Source organism: Rhizobiales bacterium NRL2 (genome assembly GCA_001664005.1).
Taxonomy (GTDB): domain Bacteria; phylum Pseudomonadota; class Alphaproteobacteria; order Minwuiales; family Minwuiaceae; genus Minwuia.
This window is the reverse complement of the sequence record CP016093.1, coordinates 3,326,267-3,347,145: the sequence shown is the minus strand read 5'-3', so window position 1 is coordinate 3,347,145 and position 20,879 is coordinate 3,326,267. Positions and strand designations below refer to the sequence as shown.

At 66.7% G+C, this 20,879-nt stretch carries 15 protein-coding genes; 5 read left to right on the top strand and 10 right to left on the bottom strand.

Translation table 11 applies throughout. The annotated features are described in order from the left end of the window. Nucleotides 1–29 precede the first annotated feature (29 nt). From TEF_15575 to TEF_15560, 4 genes are all read right to left on the bottom strand, one after another. Entirely contained in the window at nucleotides 30–896 is an 867-nt protein-coding gene (locus TEF_15575; protein ID ANK82050.1) for a hypothetical protein, read from the bottom strand. A 156-nt stretch (nucleotides 897–1,052) separates the two neighbouring features. Continuing rightward, on the bottom strand, nucleotides 1,053–1,622 hold the full coding sequence (locus TEF_15570) for a hypothetical protein (protein ANK82049.1): 570 nt from the start codon (nucleotides 1,620–1,622) through the stop codon (nucleotides 1,053–1,055). A 243-nt stretch (nucleotides 1,623–1,865) separates the two neighbouring features. After that, nucleotides 1,866–3,404: an AMP-dependent synthetase gene (locus TEF_15565; protein ID ANK82048.1), complete on the bottom strand. Its 1,539-nt coding sequence runs from the start codon at nucleotides 3,402–3,404 to the stop codon at nucleotides 1,866–1,868. Between the two features lie 386 nt (nucleotides 3,405–3,790). Next, nucleotides 3,791–5,593 (bottom strand): hypothetical protein, encoded by a 1,803-nt coding sequence (locus tag TEF_15560; protein ID ANK82047.1) that lies wholly within the window; start codon nucleotides 5,591–5,593, stop codon nucleotides 3,791–3,793. A 193-nt stretch (nucleotides 5,594–5,786) separates the two neighbouring features. Here TEF_15560 and TEF_15555 point away from each other — a divergent pair, with 193 nt between their 5' ends. Beyond that, entirely contained in the window at nucleotides 5,787–9,746 is a 3,960-nt protein-coding gene (locus TEF_15555) for a hypothetical protein (GenBank protein ID ANK82046.1), read from the top strand. A gap of 40 nt (nucleotides 9,747–9,786) precedes the next feature. Continuing rightward, nucleotides 9,787–10,803 (top strand): taurine dioxygenase, encoded by a 1,017-nt coding sequence (locus tag TEF_15550; protein ANK83534.1) that lies wholly within the window; start codon nucleotides 9,787–9,789, stop codon nucleotides 10,801–10,803. A 342-nt stretch (nucleotides 10,804–11,145) separates the two neighbouring features. On the opposite strand, the gene TEF_15545 is transcribed toward TEF_15550, so the two are convergent. Continuing rightward, nucleotides 11,146–11,835 (bottom strand): hypothetical protein, encoded by a 690-nt coding sequence (locus TEF_15545; protein ANK82045.1) that lies wholly within the window; start codon nucleotides 11,833–11,835, stop codon nucleotides 11,146–11,148. A gap of 214 nt (nucleotides 11,836–12,049) precedes the next feature. Here TEF_15545 and TEF_15540 point away from each other — a divergent pair, with 214 nt between their 5' ends. Next, the gene (locus TEF_15540; protein ID ANK82044.1) at nucleotides 12,050–12,817 is read left to right on the top strand and encodes an alpha/beta hydrolase; all 768 of its coding nucleotides are present in this window, start codon (nucleotides 12,050–12,052) and stop codon (nucleotides 12,815–12,817) included. Next, nucleotides 12,817–13,596: an enoyl-CoA hydratase gene (locus TEF_15535; GenBank protein ANK82043.1), complete on the top strand. Its 780-nt coding sequence runs from the start codon at nucleotides 12,817–12,819 to the stop codon at nucleotides 13,594–13,596. Before TEF_15540 ends, TEF_15535 begins: the two co-directional genes overlap by 1 nt. A 9-nt stretch (nucleotides 13,597–13,605) precedes the next feature. Here TEF_15535 and TEF_15530 read toward each other — a convergent pair whose 3' ends face one another. The 3 genes from TEF_15530 to TEF_15520 form a co-directional block, all read right to left on the bottom strand. After that, nucleotides 13,606–14,739, bottom strand: coding sequence for a hypothetical protein (locus TEF_15530; protein ID ANK83533.1), 1,134 nt, complete (start codon nucleotides 14,737–14,739; stop codon nucleotides 13,606–13,608). Between the two features lie 235 nt (nucleotides 14,740–14,974). Beyond that, complete coding sequence (locus tag TEF_15525; protein ID ANK82042.1) at nucleotides 14,975–16,156, bottom strand: hypothetical protein; 1,182 nt, start codon at nucleotides 16,154–16,156, stop codon at nucleotides 14,975–14,977. A gap of 24 nt (nucleotides 16,157–16,180) precedes the next feature. Beyond that, entirely contained in the window at nucleotides 16,181–16,786 is a 606-nt protein-coding gene (locus TEF_15520; GenBank protein ID ANK82041.1) for a hypothetical protein, read from the bottom strand. A gap of 167 nt (nucleotides 16,787–16,953) precedes the next feature. Here TEF_15520 and TEF_15515 point away from each other — a divergent pair, with 167 nt between their 5' ends. After that, nucleotides 16,954–17,790: a 2,5-dichloro-2,5-cyclohexadiene-1,4-diol dehydrogenase gene (locus TEF_15515; protein ANK82040.1), complete on the top strand. Its 837-nt coding sequence runs from the start codon at nucleotides 16,954–16,956 to the stop codon at nucleotides 17,788–17,790. 6 nt (nucleotides 17,791–17,796) lie between these two features. On the opposite strand, the gene TEF_15510 is transcribed toward TEF_15515, so the two are convergent. Both TEF_15510 and TEF_15505 read right to left on the bottom strand, forming a co-directional pair. Continuing rightward, nucleotides 17,797–18,267, bottom strand: coding sequence for a hypothetical protein (locus TEF_15510; GenBank protein ID ANK82039.1), 471 nt, complete (start codon nucleotides 18,265–18,267; stop codon nucleotides 17,797–17,799). 77 nt (nucleotides 18,268–18,344) lie between these two features. Continuing rightward, nucleotides 18,345–20,636, bottom strand: a complete 2,292-nt coding sequence (locus TEF_15505) for a nitric oxide reductase large subunit (GenBank protein ANK82038.1) — start codon at nucleotides 20,634–20,636, stop codon at nucleotides 18,345–18,347. Nucleotides 20,637–20,879 lie beyond the last annotated feature (243 nt).

Below are 20,879 nucleotides of genomic sequence, written 5' to 3'. Positions count from 1 at the left end.
ATGAATGGCCGAACGGCGGCCTCGCTCCGTTACCCGGCCGTCCTGACGTGTTCAGTTACGGCTTCATCCCACCGCGCCTTTTCGGGCAGGTTAAGGAGAAGTTCCTGGAATTGAGCGAGCAGCGCCGGAGCAGCGGCGTCCGCCGATAAAGGGGATTGATGACGATGATCAAGGTTGCGCTCTACGCCCGCTACTCCTCCGACAATCAGAGCGTTGCCTCGATTGATGATCAGCTCCGCGTTTGCCGCGACCACGCCGTACGCGAGAAGTGGCGCGTCGTAGACACCTACCAGGATCCGGCCATCTCGGGTGCCAGCGTGACCTTGCGGCCGGGCATTCAGGCGCTCCTGCAAGACGCCCGCCAGAGGAAGTTCGACATCGTGCTGGCCGAGGCGCTCGACCGCATCTCCCGCGACCAGGCCGATATCGCGACCTTGTTCAAGCATCTGCGCTTCGCCGGCGTGCAGATCGTCACGCTGGCCGAGGGGGACATCTCCGAGCTGCATGTCGGACTGAAAGGCACGATGAACGCGCTTTTTTTGAAGGATCTCGCGGCCAAGACCCATCGCGGTCTCCAGGGGCGCGTCGAGAAGGGCAAGGCGGGTGGGGGACTCTGCTACGGCTATGACGTTGTCAAGCGCACGAACGGCGAGGGCGAGCCGCTCCGCGGCGAGCGTGCGATCAACGAGGCCGAAGCACGGATCGTCCGGCGCATCTTCCGCGAATTTGCGGCCGGACGGAGCCCACGGGCGATCGCGGCCGACCTGAATCATGAGGGCGTTCCCGGTCCGCTCGGCCGCGCCTGGGGAGATACGACGATCCGCGGTCATGTCTCCCGCGGAACCGGCATTCTCAACAACGAGCTCTACGTCGGCGTACTCGTCTGGAACCGTCAACGCTACGTCAAGGATCCGAGCACCGGCCGGCGTGTCTCGCGGCCGAACCCCGAAACCGAATGGATCAGGACGAATGTCCCGGAGCTGCGCATCGTGGATGACGCGCTCTGGCGCGCAGCGAAAGACCGGCAGGCCGAGCTTGCGAAGCAGTTCGAGTCAACCACCATCGGAGTGCGGGAGGCGCGGGCGAAGCGCATCCATAGCTTGCGTCGGCCAGCCTTCCTGTTGTCCGGCCTGCTGACTTGTGGCTGCTGCGGCGGGAAATACGGGATCATCGCGCGTGATCGCTATGGCTGCCTGAACCACTACCGGCGCAGCACGTGCGACAACAACCGCACGGTGGCCCGGCAGGTGATCGAGCGACGGGCTCTGGCGGGCCTGCAGGACAAGCTCGTTTCGGCCGATGCCGTGGCCCGGGCAGTGCGCGCCTATGTCGAGCAGACCAACCGGCAGAACCAGGAGCGCCGTGCCCAGGGGGAGGTCGACCGTCAGGCCCTCGAGAAGATCGACCGTGCGATCCAGGGCATTATGCGGGCGATCGAAGACGGCATGTACCAGCCCTCCATGAAAACACGGATGGAGGAGTTGGAGCGGGAGAAGGCCGAGATCACGGCACGCTTGTCCGAGACGCCAGCCGACGTGCCTGACGTGCATCCGAACATCGCTGAACTTTACCGCGCGCAGGTCGCCCGGTTGACCGATGCGCTGGCGAGCCCCGATACGCATGCCGAAGCAGCCGCGGATGTTCGTGCTTTGATCGGGGAAGTGGTGATCACGCCGGGCGCGGCGAGAGGCGAGTTTACGGCCGTTTTACGCGGCGCGTTGCTTGGGATTCTGGGCTTGGTTGCCGAAGAGAAAAGCGCTCCCGGACCTGAAGTTTTAACAAACGCGGCTGCGGGCCCCCGCAACCACTTGTACCCAACGGGCCGTCCTCTCATCGAGGGCGGCCCGTTCGGTTTCTGCTTCCGGTCAGTTGCCGGCGACCCGCCGGCTCTGGCCGCGCCAGTGCGGTTCGCGGAGGTCCTTTCGCTTCACCTTGCCGACCGGCGACCGGGGCAGCGGATCGGTCTGCAGCTCGATCCTCGCCGGCCGTTTGTAGGAGCCCAGCCGGTCCGCACAGAGCCGGATCAGTTCTTCCTCGGTCACCGGCGTCTTGCCGTCGGTGACGCAGATCGCCATCGGGCTCTCGCCCCAGCGTTCGCTCGGGATGCCGAAGACGGCCGCCTCGATCACCGCGGGATGGGAGGCCAGGGCGTTCTCGATCTCCGCCGGGTAGATGTTGAAGCCGCCGGAGACGATCATGTCGCCGGCGCGGTCCAGCATGTAGACATAACCGTTCTCGTCGATCCGGCCGATGTCGCCGGTGCGGACCCAGCCGTCGATCATCCGTTCGGCGGTGGCTTCCGGGTCCTTCCAGAATCCGGTCATCTGCCCGTCGCACCGGGCGACCAGCTCGCCTTCCTCGCCAAGCGGCACCTCATTGCCGTCCCCGTCGCAGATCTTGAGGTCGGCGAAGGGCAGGGGCATGCCGCAGGCCTGCAGGGGGTTGGAGCCTTCGACCTTGGCGAACCACTGGTCCGGTCCCATGACGGTGATCGGTACGGCCTCGGTCTGCCCGTAGACCTGCCAGAGGCGATGCCCGAAGATCTCGTGGGCCTTGAGCGCGGTCGTCTCGGTGATCGGCGCCGCCCCGATCTGCATGCATTTCAGTTTCGGGAAATTCCGCCCGCCGACGCCGGGATGATGGACCAGCATGTTCACCATGGTGGGCACGGCGAACATGATGCTGATCTCTTCCTGCTCCATGATGTCCAGCGTGTCGCCGGGATCGAAGTGATCGAGCAGCACGTTGCAGCCGCCGCCGAGCCAGACGGGCACGAAGGAATAGCCCGAAGCGTGGCTGATCGGCCCGATGTGCAGGCATTTGTCGCCGGGCACGATCGGCGGAAAGAGGTAGTGCCAGTCGCGGCCCGCGGCGAGCCAGGCCCTGTGCGTGTAGGCCACGCCCTTGGGCAGGCCGGTCGTGCCGCCGGTGTGGCGGATGATGAAAAGGTCGTCCGCGTCTGCCTCCACGCCCGGATCGCTGTCATCCTGCTGCGCCAGCCAGTCCTCGTAGTTCTCGTCGCGGATCAGCACGCGTTCCAGCGACGGCACCTCGTCCTCCAGCCCGGCGGCCTCCGCGGCATGGTTGCCTGAGACCACTAGGACACGGCAGTCGGTGTGGGAGAGCATGTGCACATGGGCTTCCCGCGCATTCCGCGGATAGAGCGGTACACGCACGAGATTCGCAGCCGCCGCGCCGAGAAACATGTCGGACGCCTCGACGGAGTTGTCCTCCAGGACGCCGACGCGGTCGCCGGGCTTCAATCCCATTTCCAGCAGCGCGTTCGCCATCCTGAGGCCCCGTTTCCAGGCCTCGCCGAAGGTCAGCCGCCGGTCGCGCCAGACCACCGCCTCCCGGTCGGAATAGAAGCGCGCCGAACGCGCCATCAGGGTCCGCATGTCCATCCAAGTATCCTCCCCTTGCAACCCGGTATGCAGATGCAGGCGGGATGCTAGCCCGGAATGACACGGTTGTGCACGCGGCTCTCGTGATGGATGGTCCACCGGAGACTGAGCTGCTCCCCTTTGATACCGTCGAAAGGCATTGGCAGACTGACGCGGACTGGTCGTGCCAAGGACCGATTTCAACGGACTCAGGCTGCCGGTTGCCGCCAACCCGCAATGGCCGCATCACGTCTCTGCTTGAAGGTGCTGCGACGGATCAGGTGGCGATCGAGTTTGAAGTGATCGTGGATGAAGATGAACTTCTGCGGCGTGGCCGGGCTTCGGAATAGCCGCGCGGAATACGCATCTCGTCGGGATGGCTGACGGGTATTTTCGGCCCGGCTCGATCAACACTGATTGAGATGATACATTCCGAACGAGCCGTAGTTCTTCGCGAGCGGCTGCTGGCCGACATAGTCGGATCGATATTGTTCAGGACAGGACAGGGCAAGGGCGGCGGCCATCTGTTCGGTCACGTAGACGGAGCCTTCGGGTGTAATCGGCTCGATGCGGGCGGCGCGGGTGACGTGGAAGCCGAAGCAGTTGTCGTGTTGCAGGATCGGATCGCGAGTCACATAGACCGGCCCGTAATGGCAGCCCAGCCGGAGCCCGAGATCGTCGGGCAGTCCGGTTTTCGCGAAGTCGATGGCGGCCATGGCTTCCTGCAGCGCAAAGGCGCATGCGGCTGCATTGCCCGGATCCCTGAATACCAGGAAGATGCCATCGCCCCAGGTATTCTGCAGGATCAGCTGGTCGCCTTGCGCTTCGAGAACCTGCGCGATGGCCCCCAGGACATGTTGCACGAAGGACGGCATCTGGGCGTCCGACAATCTGCTGAAGCCCTTCAGGTCGCCGAAGATCAGGGTATTCCGTGTGCGCTTCAGCTGACCGGGCTGCTCGCCCGCGCTTTCCGAAGCGAACGCCGGCGGCGGCGCTGCGGGAGTTTCCGGGCGGACACGAATGACATGTTGGAAACAGCCGGCCCGGCGGCCGAGCTCGAGGTCGTGATATGTGCCGGCCGCCGCCGAACCGCGCTTGCCGTCCCAGATGGCGATCTGGTTCAGCTCCGCGGAGAGCCATTGCGCACGAAGCCTGGCGAGGCCGAGCGCATATTCGGACGCATATCCGAACAGCTCGTCGTCACCCAGATAGGCATCCCTGGTGACATGGTGGATCTTGTGCGCCCTGGCGTAGCAGCGCTCGAACCGCGCCACCCAACGCCGGCCGGCGGGGGCGACGGACAGTTCGATGAACTCGTCCCGATCGAAAGGCATGACCACATCCAGCGCCACACCGGCGTCGAGTGCCGTCTCTGCCGCCAGGATATCGGCGCCAGCGGCGAGGCTGCCGATCGCGTAGCTGCAGGAAAGGGCGGCGAATGCTTCTCGCAGCGCCTCCCGGACATCACCTTCCTGGTCGGCGGGGAACCGCCCGGCGGCGCCGGGAGGGGCGATGATATGGCCACAGAAATGGATCACCGGTGGCGGTCGGAGACTTTCCAACAGGGACGCTTCCAACCCCTTGTGGCGGCATATCATCTGCAGTTGCCGGAAGGTTGTCGCGCGTTCGGCGTAATTGGCGCCGGCCAGCGCCGCTGCCTGCGCCGCCGAGGCCGCCGCCTCCTCGGGCCGGTCGAGCAGCAGAAGCGCTTCGGCGCGCGTGGCCTCGGCGTAGTAGCCGTCGCGCTCCCGTTTTGCCTCGGCATCGGTCAGCGCCGCAGTGGCCCAGGAGCGGGCCTTCTCTGCATATCCTGCCAGCAACGAAAGCGTGGCGATATTGATCGCGGGATAATAGCCACGATCGACTTCGTACCCGCTTTCATAGGCCGCGATGGAATGATCGAGCGCTTCGTGGTCGGGGCGGTCCGGATTGGCCAATGCCCGATCCTTGTGCAGGCGCGCGTCCAGAGAGAACGACTCCTCGCTCCGGGCTTCGTCCAGGCCATATTCGCCGAACCGTCTTCGAGCCAGATCGACCGCTCCGGAACGGGCGAGGGCGAGGACGGCGAGATGTTTCAGGCCCTCATGGTCGGGCCACTTCTCTCGCGCGCGCACCGCCAGGTCGTGGGCGTGCAGGTTTTCCCCTCTGGACAGTTCGGCCTTCGCCGCCGCCCAGGCCTCCTGGCCTGTAGCGGCCTGGTCCAAATCCATCTCGGTCCCTCTGGTTGCGGGCCTTGCAGCCTCTTGTCTCGGCAGTCCGCCTATCCGCTTTCGATGATGTCACGTGGCCCGCCTCAGCGTAAATCGGATTGGCCCTGACCATTGCGGGCGACGTCCGGTTCCGGGGAACAGGCAATGGACTGTTGGGCGGCCGCCCGGCAGCCTCTAAGCTCGCATCGGCGCCATGACCGATTCCGTTGCACCCATTGACGAAGACCTGCCGCAGGACGAGCCGAAGGTATTCCTGTCCTATTCGCGGAAGGACCGGGAGCGGGCACAGGGGATCGCCGATGCGCTGCGCAGCCGGCATTTCGGTGTCTTTCGCGATACCGAGGACATCCTGCCCACCGAGGAGTGGCGGGAGCGGCTGCAACAGCTGATCGAGGAAGCCGATACGATCGTTTTCCTGATGAGTCCGCAATCGATAGCTTCCGAGGTCTGTGCCTGGGAGGTCGAGTACGCAACCAGTCTGAACAAGCGGATCGCGCCCATCGTCATTGAGGAGGTGGAGGGAAGCGCCATTCCGCCGCTGCTTTCGCGGCTCAACTTCATCTTCTGCACCGAACGCGATCCGTTCGAGAACGCCATCGACACCCTGTCGTCGGCGCTCAGCACGGACATCGACTGGGTGCGCGAACATACCCGGCTCTCCGGTCTCGCCCGTCGATGGCAGGACGCAGGCCGCCCGAAGCGGTTGTTGCTCCGCGGGCAGGACATTGCCGACGCCGAAGCCTGGCGCGACAGCCGGCCGAAGGATTCGCCTGACATCACCGAATCCCACATCGCCCTGATCCGGGAGAGCCGACGGGCGTCCCAGGCGCGGCAAAGGGGCTGGATTGCCGGTTCGATCGCCGTCGCGCTGATCACTGCGGGCCTCTCGGTTTTCGCCTGGCTGCAATCCATCGAAGCCGAAAGCCAGCGGGTCGAAGCGGAGATCCAGCGCGCCGAGGCGGAACGGCAACGCGCCACGGCGGAATCCGAGCGGGACCGCGCGGAAGCCGAACGGCAACGGGCGGAAGAACAGAGAGACCTTGCCGAACGGCGCCTTCGGGAAGCCTTGGTCCAACGGACCCGGCGGAACCTTTCCGACGCCACAGCGTTGATCGGCGATGGTGCGCATATCCAGGCCGCGCCGATGGTGCGCGACGCGCTGGAAACGGCGCAAACCCTGGATGATGCGCCGCTGTTGAAGGATGGCGCGGCGGTCGCCCGCCACCTGCTCTTCACAGACCGGTTCCTCGGCTATCTCGAAACCGCGCCTGCGCCTGACATCGGCTTTGCCGAGACCAGCATAAGTCCCGACGGTTCGTTCATCGCAACCCGTCACCTGCTTGACCTGAAGGTCTGGTCCTTCCGGACGGGCGACGCGACGCCGTTGGCGATACCCGATGTCGAAGCCATCGCCTGGTTGGACAACGGCCAGCTCGCAGCGGTTCGCAGCAGGCGTCGGCCGGGCGCCTGGGGCAGCCTGACGGTCTTCGATCCCGGCACTGGCGAGGTGGTTGCCGAGACGGACTACGACCGTCAGTTCGCAGACGCCGTCATTCATCCGGCGCAGGATATCGTCGTTGCCAGCGAGTACCGGGATGGCGACCACAGGACGCTGGCGCTCCGTCTTTCCGACGGTTCGATGATGTTCGATCTGGCGGCGCCGGCACAATTCGAGGCCGTGGCGGTTTCCGGGGACGGGGAGTTCGTCGCGCTGGCCTATCGAAATCCCGACAGAGTGGAACTGCGGGACAGGCGAGGCGAACTGGTTGACGATCATATGGCCAGAGCGAGCGGGCTGGCGTTCGAGCCATCCAGCGGAAAACTGGTCTTCGAGGCGCAGGATTCCTGGTGGCTCTGGACGGCCGGCCAATCACCTGTCCGGATTTTCAGCGGCGGCGAACCGGCCGAAGATGTACTCTTGCTTGGCGAAGGCCGGCTTGTGGCGCGCGCTGATCTGAACAGCGTGAGCCTGACCAGCGCGGCCGATCCGGCTTCCGGGACGCCTCTGTCGGTCTCCACCGTGTTCGGCCTGGCCGGCGTGGCGAACGGTGGCGAGCGGTTCATCCTGCGCCACGATCAGCAGTTCTCGGTGCTGGATGGCCAGAGCGGCGAGCTTGTTCACAGGATCGGCAGGAATGCGCCGCCTGCGGGTGGATTTCATCTTTCCGGCGACGGACTCTACCTGGCCATCGTGCATCAGAACGGCTTCGTTTCGGTGTGGTCGACCGGGAGCGGACGCGAAGTGCTGGCCGTGAATCCGGACGGCGGCGCAAGCTGGATACAGATACTGCAGCGGCCCGCCGGCCCCGTTCTGGCCGTCCATGACGGCAAGGGGCGGTTGGGCCTGTGGCGGATCGAGCCCCTCGATCTGACCTTCGGCGGGGGAGTCTCTGCCACCGCCGCGCCGCGCGGCGATACGGTCGCGGTCAATGGTGGCTATGGCGAACCGCTGATCTATTGGGACATGGCCTCCGCCAGTGCGGTGCGCACGATCGACGATGCTGTCCAGCTGGACGCCGATCCGGCATCCGGCAGGGAGCTGCTTCGGCTCTCCGGGTTTCGTATGGCCGTATTGTCCAGAGACGGCACTGCACCTGTGCCGCTGGAGGGCGGCGAGCGCTTCGAAAGCAGCCAGGTCGCCTGGGGGTCTCACGGCCTTCTGGCCCTGGTTTCGGATGACGGTATCGGAATCTTCAGGACGTCGAGCGGCGAGCGGCTGGCAATGATCGATGCGGAGTCAGGGGCGGCGGCGCGGAATGTCCGCAAGATGTCGTTCCTGCCGGAAGGGCGTCTTGCAGTGCTGACCGATGATGCCCGGCTCCTTCTGGCGAGCGTTGACAATGGCGGCCTCGATGCGACCCGAACTCTGCCGTCGGAAGCGTCGGACATGTATTTCTCGGCCAGCGGCAAATCGGCTCTTCTGGTTCACCGGAACGGTCTGTGGCGGCATGACACGGTGACCGGGACGACTGTGCCCTTCGGCGAACAGGACGGCGCGGTCCGCATCATGGCGGCAGGCCCCCATTCGGCTGTGCTGCACAGATTCGAGGACGACACGCGCACGTCCTGGTTGATCGATCTCGAAACCGGTGAAAAGCGCTTCGACCTCGACTGGGGGGCGGCCTACGCAATGGGTGCGCAGGACCGGATCATTGTTTCCGAAGACGCGCGGGGGGAAGTCGCGGTGCGGAACGCGCAGACCGGTCGGGTTCTGCACCGGATCCCCGGCGATGGCGGCTCGACGCCAGTTCCTGCACGCCCCTTCCTTGGTGCGGATGAGCGCTGGGCGATCGGGGTGAACGGCGGCGCCGACATGCTCCGGCTGATCGATACTGCAACCGGTGAGGTCCGGGCATCGGTGCCACGGCGTGAAAGTCTCGGCGGTGTGTTCAGGCCTTCTGCCGATTTTTCCGCGGTGACGGTATCGGATGTCGTCCGGCCGGCGGTGGTCGATCTTTCAGATGCGATGCTTGATCCGGATGGCCTTCTAACCGCGATCCGGATGCGTTTTCCGGAAGAAGTCGAAACAAGGGAAGCTGACACCGCCGACGCGTGCGACCGTCTGGCGGCTTTCGTGAACGACCCTGAGGCAAGGGCGGACGGCGTCGCCTACGACCGCATTCCGCCCGAGGCCATGATCGTGTGCGGAGAAGCAGCCGGCAAGGCCGATCCGGACCCGGTCACGCTGTTCCAGCTTGCCCGTGCCGCCACGCTGCATGCGCCGGAACGGGCTGACGAGACCGCCAGGCTGCTTGCCGGCCTCGCGGATCAAGGTTACGCAGCCGCCGGTTACACGCTGGCTGTGCTGATGCTCCAGGGGCGTGCGCCCGGTGACAAGCAGGCGCTGATCCGGCGTTTGCGGGAAGCGGCCGAGGGCGGGGCCGGTATTGCCTGGATTGTCCTCTCCCGAATGGCAGACGCGGGTCATCTCGATGAAACATCGGGCGATCTGCTGCAGAAAGGCGTGGATGCCGGTCTGCCGGCGGTGCTCGAGCATCGGGCCCGGGCGCTTGCACGCGATGGCAATGATTTCCGTGCAGCGGCGGCGATGGCGAGACGCGCGGCAGAAGCCTATCTGTCGCGCCATCAGTCGACCGCCGCCGAGAACCTTGTGGAACGCAGTGCAGCCTATGCCCGCCGTTCACGGCGCTGAGGTTCATTCCCATCTGTACAACAAGGAATGGAGGCCGGCATTGAATACACAGTCTTCGAGACTCCGCCCGCCCGATCCGGCACGCGTGGCTGCGATCGAGAAATTCGGCGGAGAAATCACCCCGCTCGATCCGATCGGCGCGCAGGTTCAGGGCATTGACCTGGCATCCCGGGAACCGCCGCCAGACCACGTCCTGGACGCGCTCGAAAAGGAAATGGCGCATCGCGGATTTCTCGTTTTCAGGAACGAGAAGGAACTGGAGGTCGAGGACTTCCTCCGTGCCAGCTGTTGGTGGGGCGGCAGGCGATTGCACAGCACCCATGGCGTCCATCCCGCGACTCCCGGTGGCAACCGCCATATCTTCCGCCTCTCGAACGATCAGCGTCACGGGATCCCGGGTGTCGGCCCCCAATGGCACAATGATGGCAGCTTCGTTCCGGACACCTTTTCCCATGCGGGCTACCACATCATCCGCCCCGCCGAGAAAGGTGGCGGCACGAGTTTCGCCCATCAGGGCGCCGCATATGATGCCCTGCCGGAGGAAACGAAGGCGTTCTGGAGCCGGCTTTCGTCGGTGAATTCCGCGTCAGGCGTTGTCCATCCGCTGGTTCACGTGCACCCCATATCGGGACGAAAATCGATCTGGCTGCATCTGGGCATGACAGGAGCAGTCATCGAAAAGGCAGCCGAAGAGGATGGCTTCCGCCTGCTCGATTCTGCTGAACTGACGCAACTCTGCCACGAGTACAACCAGATCCTGAACGCCGGTCTGGATGACGGGTACGCCATTTCCTACGAATACCGGGAACGGGACTGCGTGTTCGTCGATAATCTGGCGGTGGCGCATCGAGCTTCGCCGGAGGCCCACCTGCCAGTCGAACAACAGGGGTTGCGGATCCTGCATCGCAGCACCGTTCGCGGCACCGGGAATTTCGCTCCGGACTTCGGGCTGCCACTCCAGGTGAATATCCATGGACCCAATCCGCTCGGGGATGGCGTCTGGCAGGGCGGCGGCGTCGGCTTCCGCTGGGATGACGGTGTTCCCATGCAGAATTGAGCCGCTTCCTGCCGATCAGCCCGCCCGGCGATGAGTGCGCTGGAACAGGGTTGTGGTCGCGCCGCCGGCGGCCGATCCTGCGGCGCGCTTGCTGAGTCTTGCTGGTGCAATCCTTGGCAGCGGCCCGGCCCCGTGTCAGGTCAACCGGTTTCCGAACCGGATCGCACGGCGCAGTTGGCGTCAAATCAGCTCTCGGAAACGGCCCCACGATGGAACTCGGCGGTGTCACTTCAGACAGATACCGCGACCATGGGTACGTGGGATGATCCTGCCCCCGCAACCAACAAGATGCCGTCTCTCGATGGGTTGGCGGCGTTCTTCGTTTCCGATTGCTCGCTCCCGTCATGCCCGCGGCGGCGCGTCTTCCAGAGCGGCGGCGAGTGTGGTGGTGTTGAGCCGTGACGGGCCGGCCGACCCGGCCGAGATGACGAAGTTCATCGCCTCGTCCAGGGTCCAGTCGGTCGGCGTCAGGTTCTCGACGGGAACCAGCTCCAGATAGCCCGAGGTCGGGTTCGGCGTGGTCGGCACGTAGACGGCCGCGAGCTGGCGGCCCGAGCCTTCCTCGGTGATGATCTTGGTGACGAAGCCCACCGCCTGCATTTCCGGCGAAGGGAAGTTGATCAGCACCACGCGCTGCGTGCCCTCGGGCTTGGTCTTCAGCGCCGCGATGGCCTGCTGGATGCTGCCGTAGATGGTCTCCACCAGCGGCAGGCGGCGGAGCGCGTTCTCGAACAGGGTGAACAGCCGCCGCCCGATCACCTGGTTGACGACCCAGCCGATCAGATAGAGTCCCAGCAGCGTGATCAGCGCCGCCAGCACGTCGTCGATCCAGGACTGCAGCATCCATTCCGCCAGGTCCGGATAATTCCCTTCCAGCCGCCGCGCCGTCAGCCGCAGCCCGGGCATGCCGATCCGGGCAAGCTGGCCCAGGATGAAGTCGAAGATGATCCATGTCAGCCACAGCGGCACGATCGCGAGGATGCCGCTGAGCAGATAGCGCACGATATGGGGCTGCCGGCGCGGAACCTTCATTTCCGCTTCCCTCGCCTGTCTCCGCCGCCGGATCGCCGCATGCCGTCACCCCTTCGCTCGACCGTCGTTCCCCCTACCAGATAGGTTTCCGGCGCGGCTTCCCAAATCCCGGGACCCGGCCCGGCGCGCAAAGCCATCGCCATCCGGGGGCGGTGCCGTCCATAATGGCGGTCAGCGGGGGAGAAGTCCGCGACGATCAGGGGAGGACGACCCTATGCCGAAACTCGCGCGCGATGGCGTGAACATCCACTACGAGGTCACCGGCGAGGGGCCGGTGCTGCTGCTGACGCACGGCTTCTGCGCCTCCGCGGCGATGTGGCGGGAGAATGCGCCGGCGCTGGCCGCCGCGGGCTGGAAGGTCGTGACCTGGGACATGCGCGGCCACGGGCAGAGCGATTCGCCCGAAGATCCGGCGCTCTACACCGCCGATCTGACGGTGGCCGACATCGACGCCCTGCTGGACGCCGTGGGCGCAGAGACGGCGGTTGTCGGCGGCATGTCGCTCGGCGGCTACATGTCGCTGGCCTACAACCTGGCGCATGGCGCCCGGGTGCGGTCGCTTCTGCTGATCGACACGGGACCGGGCTTCAGGAACGACGAGGCGCGGGAGAAATGGAACGCCTACGCCCGCGGCCGCGGCGACGAACTGGCGGCGAAGGGCGAGGCGGCGCTGTCGGCCAGCGCGGAGACGCGGCTGCAGACGCAGAACTACCAGGGGCTGCGGAATGCGGCCTACGGCATGTTGACCCAGCGGACCGCGGACGCCATCACTTCGCTGCCGGCCATCGCCGTGCCGACGCTGGTGGTGGTCGGCGACCGTGACGAACCGTTCCTGGCCGCCAGCGATTACATGGCGGCGAAGATTCCCGGCGCGTCGAAGGCGGTGATCGCCGATGCCGGACATGCCGCGAACGTGGATCAGCCGGCGGCCTTCAATGCCGCCGTGATCGGATTTCTGGACAAGCTGAAGGGGAGCAACTGATGGCCAGCTATGGCGACTACAAGGACCTGGGGGTCACCCTCGACGATCACGTGGCGGTGGTGGAGATCCAGCGCCCGCCGCACAATTTCTTCGACTTCCAACTGATCGCAAGTCTCGCCAGCGCCTTCGAGGATCTGGGCCGCGACGACGCCTGCCGCGCGATCATGCTGTGCGCCCAGGGCAAGGCATTCTGCGCTGGCGCGAACTTCGGCGGCGGCGGCGAGCAGGAACTGGACCGCAACTCCGGCCATCTCTACCAGGAAGCGGTGCGGTTGTTCCGGACGCCGAAGCCGGTCGTCGGCGCCATCCAGGGCGCGGCGATCGGCGGCGGGCTGGGGCTTGCCCTGATGCCGGATTTCCGCGTCGCCAGCCCGGAAGCGCGCTTCTCGGCCAACTTCACCCGCCTCGGCTTCCATCCCGGCTTCGGCCTGACGGTGACCCTGCCGGAGGTCATCGGCAAGAGCCAGGCGGCGCTGATGTTCTATACCTCGCGCCGCATCAAGGGCGAGGAAGCGCACGAGATGGGTCTGGTCGACGTGCTGGTGCCCCAGGACAAGCTGCGCGAAACGGCCCACGCCCTGGCCGCGGAAATCGCCGAGAACTCGCCGCTGGGCGTGGTCGAGACCCGCGCGACCCTGCGTGGCGACCTGGCTGACCGGGTCAAGCGGGCGACGGACCACGAACTGGCGATACAGGACCGCCTGCGTCAGACCGAGGACTTCCAGGAGGGTATCAGGGCGGTCTCGGAACGCCGCGTTCCGAATTTCAAGGGCCGCTGACGCAGGCTTTCAGTTCAGATAGGTGTCGGGGACCAGCGCGGTGGCGAGCATCACCTCGTTGATCTCGCGGTGCGCGTCCCACGACGCCGCCCGCTGCGCGGCGCCCGAGAGCCAGAAGCGGACGATGTCGTCGGCCAGTTCGCTGTCGCCGTCCAGAACCGACAGCGTGTCGCGCGGGCCCGTCGGGCCGTCTTCGAGCCGGCGGGCGATCAGCGGCAGGGCGCTCAGGCCGATGGCCAGACCCAGTTCGCGGAAGGCGAGGCGGTGGGCCGCCGGCTGTTCCAGCGGCCGGCCGGCCCGGTACAGGCGCAGGCCCCTGGTGCAGCCGTCCAGCAATCGGGGCAGCAATTCCGGTTCGAGCGGCGCGCCCCATTCGGAAAGTTGGGCGGCCCGCGCGGCGTCGCAGAGCAACCCTCCGAGACCGAGAGGGTCGTCGGTGGTCCAGTCGCGGCCGCGGCAAAGTCGCGCGAGTGCGTCGGTGCGGTCGTCCAGCGGCGGCGCGGCCGTCATCTCCTGGAACTCGTCGGCGATACGCTGCAGGTCGCTGAAGCTCAGCAGCCCATCCAGGGCGTCGTGCAGGCCCATGGAAGGAACCTGCGGCCGGGAGAGATCGGTGTTCATCTTCCAGTAAAGGCCGGCGACCTCGCCGTCGGCATCCCGGCGGGCGAAGCCGTCGAAGGCCACGGCGGCCAGTTCCATGGCCCAGCGCAGATAGACCGGCTGTTCGAGGGCCCGGGCCGCGCGCGCGAGAGCATGCATCCATCTGGTCAGATAGTGGAAGTACTGCCCGTCCCGTTCCCACTCCAGGCGGTCGTCGAAGGGCTCTTCCGGGCGGCGCTCCGGCAGGGGTTTTCCGATGCGCAGGCCGCCGGCCGTCGGGCTGCGCTGTCCCTCTGCGTCGTCCAGACCGCTGATCCAGCCATTGCGCGGGTCATCGGTGCGGAACCGCCCCAGTGTGGCATGCACCTGATCGATCAGCCGGTAGGCCAGGTCCCGATAGCGCCCATTCCCGGTGCGCGCGTGCAGCTCCAGGAAAATGCAGAGGGCGAAGGCGTCGGTCCAGAGATATCGGGTCGCCGCGTCCGAGCCGTGTCCGAGGCCCGTCCTGTCGGCAAAACCCTCCATGATCCGGGCAGCCGTCATCGCGGCGGATTCTTCTTCGGTGCGAAGAGACATTTGCAGGGCGCTTTCTGCCCGGTTGGGACGGAAAGACCCCGTCGCCGGGCTTTGTTTCTTTTCCCTGACAGGTGGACAGTCTCAGACGCGCCGCAACCCCTGGCTTCTGGTTCTTTGGTGGGAACAGACGCCGGCGGCGGTCTCTGGTGAGGAGGAGAGGGGCGGAGATCCCGCCGCCGGGTCCTGCGCGCCCGACCGCCTCTCAGGCGGGGGCGTTGGGCCGGAAATCCAGCAGATGCCGCGCCATGACGTTGCGGTGGATCTCGCTGGTTCCGGAATAGATCGTGGCCGCGCGCGTGGCGAGGTGCCGGATGCCGGCCTCGGCGAAGAACGGCGCCCCGGCGCTCTCAGGGTCGAGACAGGCAAAGGCCGACGGTCCTGCCAGCGCCACGCCAAGCGCGGTGATCCGCTGATGCAGCTCCGTGGCTGTGAGTTTCAGCAGGGAAGCCTCGGCTTCCGGCGCCGGCGCGCCGGGCGCGCGGGAGGCGGCGTGGCGTTCGATCTGCTCGAGCGCCGTCAGTTCCGCCGCCAGAGCCGCCAGGCGGACCTGTTCTTCGCCGTCGGCGTCCACGGTCGCCGCGATCGCCCGGACCCGCCGGAAGGTCCGGCGCAGCAGGCCGGTGGTCGTGTTGCTGGCGCGGGCGAAGTTCATCAGGTCCTTGGCCACGCCCCAGCCGCCGTTCTCGGGCCCGACACGGTCGGCGGCCGGCACCGCGACGCCGTCGAAGGTGACTTCGTTGAACTCGGCCTCGCCGTACATGGTCGGGATCGGACGGACCTCGATTCCGGGCGTGGCCATGTCGATCAGCAGGAAGGTGATGCCCTCCTGCGGCTTGCCCTGCCGCGAGGTGCGGACCAGGGCGAACATGCGGTTGGCGTGCTGCGCGCCGGTCGTCCAGACCTTGCGGCCGGTGACGATGTAGCGGTCGCCGTCGCGGACAGCGCGGGTGTCGAGGGCGGCGAGATCGGAGCCCGCGCCCGGCTCGGAATAGCCCTGGCACCAGAGATCGGCGCCGGAGAGGATGCGCGGCAGGTAGCGGCGCCTCTGGTCCGCGTCACCGCGCGCGATCAGGATGGGACCGACATTGCGCAGCCCGCCGGCGAACAGCACCGGCGCGTCGCGCTCGGCGCATTCGTGTTCGAAGATCAGTCGCTGGCGCGCCGGCCAGCCCGTGCCACCGTACTCAATGGGCCAGGCCGGCGCGATCCAGCCTCGGCGATGCAGCCGCTGATGCCACGCGCGGCAGGCGCCGATCTCCGAATGTGTCCCGACCGTCGCGCGGCCGGCGGCCTGCAGGTCGGGGGTCAGGTTCTCGTCCAGGAAGCGGCGCACCGAGGCGGTGAAGGCCCGTTCGCCTTCCGATCTGTCGCCATGGCGCGCCATGTTCACTCTCCTTCCGATGCTCTCTCAGGCGCGGAGCGGTGCAGGTTGGCGCTTCCAGGGGTCGGCGAACCCGTGGGGCTGCGGTACGGCGGCCAGGACATAGGAATACAGATCCCTGTACTTCTGCTGCCGGTCGGCGCTGAACAGCGGATCCTCGTTGCCGAGGAAGGCCTCCTCCAGCAGCGCAAGTTCTTCGGCGGTCAGCCGGCTGGCCGCCTGGGGCAGGATTTCCGTCTCTTCCAGGCGGATGTGGGCCTTCTCGAAGGCGACATAGTCGTCCACGGCCTTGCAGAAGTTCCCGGCCTCCTTGGTGGGCCGCGCCCTGAGCCGCTCCAGCGCGCGCTCCAGATCGACCAGCCGCCGCTCGCCCTGGTCGTGCTCGTCGCGCAGGGTGTCGAGAACCGGCTTCAGGTCGGGCGCGCGGGCATCCAGCGCCCTGAACAGGTAGGTCTCTTCCTTCGGGTGGTGGAAGCGCGCGGGAAAGGCCTCGAGATAGGCGAGAATGGCTTCGAACGGCGCCAGATCGGGCTGCACCTCCGGGTCCAGCAACTCGTGCGAGAGCTGCGCCAGGCAGGTCAGGACCGCCCCCATGCGCCGATGTTCGTCCTGGATTATCGTGATCGCGTTCATGGCCGTCTCCCATGGCTCGAGGCGGACTTGCCGTCCGCCATCGAAATCCAGCCTAGCGGCGCCATCCGCAGGCGATTTGAGCCAGAACAAATTTTGGATTTTTTCCCGACGGGCGACCGGCCAGACTGTCGGATCGTCCATCGACGGGAACCGGGGAGGAAATCGGGATGGCAGACAGGCTGAAGAACAAGGTGGCGGTCGTGACCGGCGCGACCAGCGGCATGGGACTTCGCACCGCGGAACTCTACGCGGCTGAGGGCGCGACGGTGGTGCTGTCGGGGCGGCGAGCCGACCTGGGGGAGCAGGCGGCGGCCCGGATCGGCCACGGCGCCAGTTTCATGCGCTGCGACGTCACCGACGAGGCGGAAGTCAGGGCGCTGATCGAGGGCGCGGCCGAACGGCACGGCAGGCTGGACGTGCTGTTCAACAATGCCGGCGGACCCGCCGCACTGGGGCGGGTGCAGGACATCGACCTGGCCGATCTGGACGCCGCCTACAACGTGCTGCTGCGCAGCGTCTTCGCCTGCACCAAGTACGCCGCGCCGATCATGCGGGCGCAGCAGGCGGGTTCGATCATCAACAACGGCTCGGTCGCCGGCTATCGCGCCGGGTTCAGTTCCTCGATGGTCTACAGCCTGTTCAAGGGCGCGGTGGTGCATTTCACCAAGCTGGCGGCGCTGGAGCTGGGCGAGGACTTCGTGCGGGTAAACTCGATCTCGCCGGGCCCCATCGCCACCGACATCTTCGCCAAGTTCGCGGGCATGGATGACGCCGCGTCGGAAGGTACGGCGGAGAAGGTCAAGGACCGGCTGGCGAAGGCAACGCCGATCCCCAGGGCCGGCCTCGTCGACGACGTCGCATGGGCTGCGGTCTATCTGGCCTCCGACGAGTCGAGCTACATCAACGCGCAGGACATCCTGGTCGACGGCGGCATGATCTGGGGAAGGCGGTTCTCCGAATCCGACGCGGGCCGTCAGGCCATGCACGAATTTCTGAAAGGCTGACCCACTTCAGATCATGCCGTGGGCGCCGAGGACGGCGGCAGCCGTGGTGATCAGGCTGACAGTGAGCAGCGCCCAGTGAAGTCGCTGCACCAGCGCCATGGTCGCCTCCGGCGCGGTCCGGGCGCGGCGGCGGAACCAGTCGTGCAGGAACAGCGGCTCCGCCACGAACAGGACGGCCGCGAAGACCAGCCAGACGGCGAGCATGGCGTGCATCCACCAGAAGCCCGCCTCGGCGAAGCGATGCCAAGCGTCCAGCCGCCAGGTCATCCAGAAGCCGGAGAGGCCGGCGAGGGCGACGGAGATCTTCGCCTGCGCCGAGAACCGGCCCTCGACCGCCTCGAACAGTTCCATCCGGCGAGACGGCTCGGCGAAGCGGCGGACCGCGGGCAGGATCACCCCCGTCACCATGAAGACGCCGCCGATCCAGTGAACGACAGCGAGAACGTGGATGGCGCGGGCGATGGTCAGGTCGTCCATGTTCGTCTCTCCTGCGCGAAGCGGAACGGCCGGGGCGCAGGCCCCGGCCGAACCGCCGCTGGCGCCTTTCGCTGTCCTCAGTCGCCGGGTTCGACCGCGGCGTCAACGGGCGCTGCAGGCCGGGGCTGTCTCAGCCGTGCGAAGGCGAGCCGCGCGGCGAACACCGCCAGCACGCCGGCGCCGGCGCTGAAGACGATGTCGCCCGGCACCCGCATCCACACCAGGAAGTGGATCAGCGGCTGCTGCAGGAACTCCGCCGAACGGGCGTACCACAGCCCCTCCGAAACGCTCGCCCAGGCCTGGACGATGCCGACGGGGAACAGGCTCATCAGCACCATCATCGCCAGGCCGCCGTTGAGCAGCCAGAAGGACCACGCCAGTGGCCTGTCGCTCCAGGCCGTGCGCGGGAACAGCCCGCGCAGGCAGAACAGCATCAGGCCGATGCCCAGCAGGCCGTAGACCCCGAACAGGGCGGCGTGAGCGTGGGTCGCCGTCAGGTTGAGGCCCTGTACGTAGTAGAGCGAGATCGGCGGGTTGATGAGGAAGCCGAACAGGCCGGCGCCCACTAGGTTCCAGAAGGCGACCGCGACGAAGAACAGGAGCGGCCACTTGTAGGTCTCCACCCAGGGGGCCGATTTCGTCAGCTTCCAGTTCTCGTAGGCCTCGTGGCCGACCAGCGCCAGCGGCACCACTTCCAGGGCGGAGAACACCGCGCCGACGGCGATGACGCCGGTGGTGGTGCCCGAGAAGTAGAGATGGTGCAGGGTGCCGAGCACGCCGCCGGTGAGGAAGATCACCGTGGCGAACAGCACCGCGCCGTTGGCCGTCCGGGCCCGGACCAGGCCGAGCTTGACGGTCAGCAGGGCGATGGCCGCCGTGGCGAAGACCTCGAAGAAGCCCTCCACCCACAGGTGCACCACCCACCAGCGCCAGTACTCGATCATCGACAGGTGGGTGTGCTTGCCCCAGGTCAGGCCGGCTCCGTAGAACAGGCCGATCGCGACCGTCGACAGGAACAGGATGACGATCAGCGGCTGCGCTTCGCCCTTGTGGCTGAGGGCCGGCCAGAGCGCCCGGCCCACCAGCGCCAGCCAGAGCATCAGGCCCGTGAACAGTCCGATCTGCCAGAAGCGGCCGAGATCGACATATTCCCAGCCCTGATGGCCGAACCAGAAGTTGGTGTCGAGGTCGAGGACCTGCTGCACGCCCAGCCACTCGCCGGCCATCGATCCGACGACGACCAGCACCAGCGCCACGTAGAGCAGATCGACGCCGAGCTTCTGGAAACGCGGCTCGCGTCCGCCCAGCGCAGGCGCCAGGTAGAGGCCTGTGGCCAGCCAGGCCGTGGCGATCCAGAACACGGCGAGCTGCGTGTGCCAGGTGCGGGTCACGGCATAAGGCAGGATCTCGGACAGCGGGTAGCCGTAGAAATCATGGCCTTCCACCGCGTAGTGCGCGGTGATCGCGCCGAGCGCGATCTGGCCGCAGAACAGGGCGATCACGGTCCAGAAATACTTCGCCGTCGCCCGCATCGAGGGCGTCGGGTTCAGCAGTCCGAGCGGATCCTCGGTCGGCGGTACGGGCGCCGGCTCGTGCTTGCGCGCGGCGTGCCACCAGGACAGTGCGCCGATGCCGGCCACCAGCAGGATGATGCTGGCGATCGACCAGACGATGTTCGGTGTCGACGGCGCGTTCCCGACCAGCGGCTCGTGCGGCCAGTTGGCCGTATAGGTGACGTCGCTGTCCGGTCTTTCGGTCGTGGTGGCCCAGGCCGCCCACTGGAAGAAGGCTGCCAGCTTCTGGCGCCGCTCCAGGTCCGGAATCGCGCCGTTGGGGATGGCGTAGTCTTCTCTGAGCGCCTCCAGCGCCGCCGCGTCGCCGAACAGGTCGACGTAGTGCGCCGCGACAGTCCGGATGGCCGCCGCACGGTCCTCGGATACGTAGATCGATGCGGTTTCCGGATCGTAGGTGTTGGCCCTGAGTTCCTGCTTCAGGCGTTCCTTGAGCGCACCCTGCTGATAGGCGTCGAGCGCGTCGAAACCGGCCTTGCCGTATTCGCGGGCCGCCCACATGTCGAGCAGCGTCACTGCCTCCCGGTGCAGCCAGTCGGCCGACCAGTCGGGGGCGAGGTAGCCGCCATGGCCCCAGATCGAGCCGACCTGCTGGCCGCCCATCGACTGGTAGACCTGCCGGCCGGTCTGGATGTCTTCCCTGGTGTATATCGTGGCGCCGTCTAGGCTGAGAACGGCTTCGGGGATGGGCGGGGCCTCCCGGTGGATTTCCCGTCCGAGCAGCAGCAGCGTGCTGAACGAGGCCACCAGTATGAGCGCGAGGGCCACCCAGAGACGCGTGAGCGAACGGGTCGGCATGGCTTCGAACCTCCTTTACCGGGCGGCCGCATTGCCGCCTTCACCGGAACAGGCTTTCACGCAAGGGGGCGGGGCGATTTGCGCGGGCGCAAATACGGTGGAGTTCGGAGTCGGTGCCCGTGCCTGCCGGTTTCCGCGGGCGATTTTCCGCTGGACAAATGCCGTGGCCAGTCACCAGTTATGGAAACAGACGGTGGCGCGGCCCCTGGCGGGGCCGCCCGTTTCCGGATCTGAAGGTCGGCG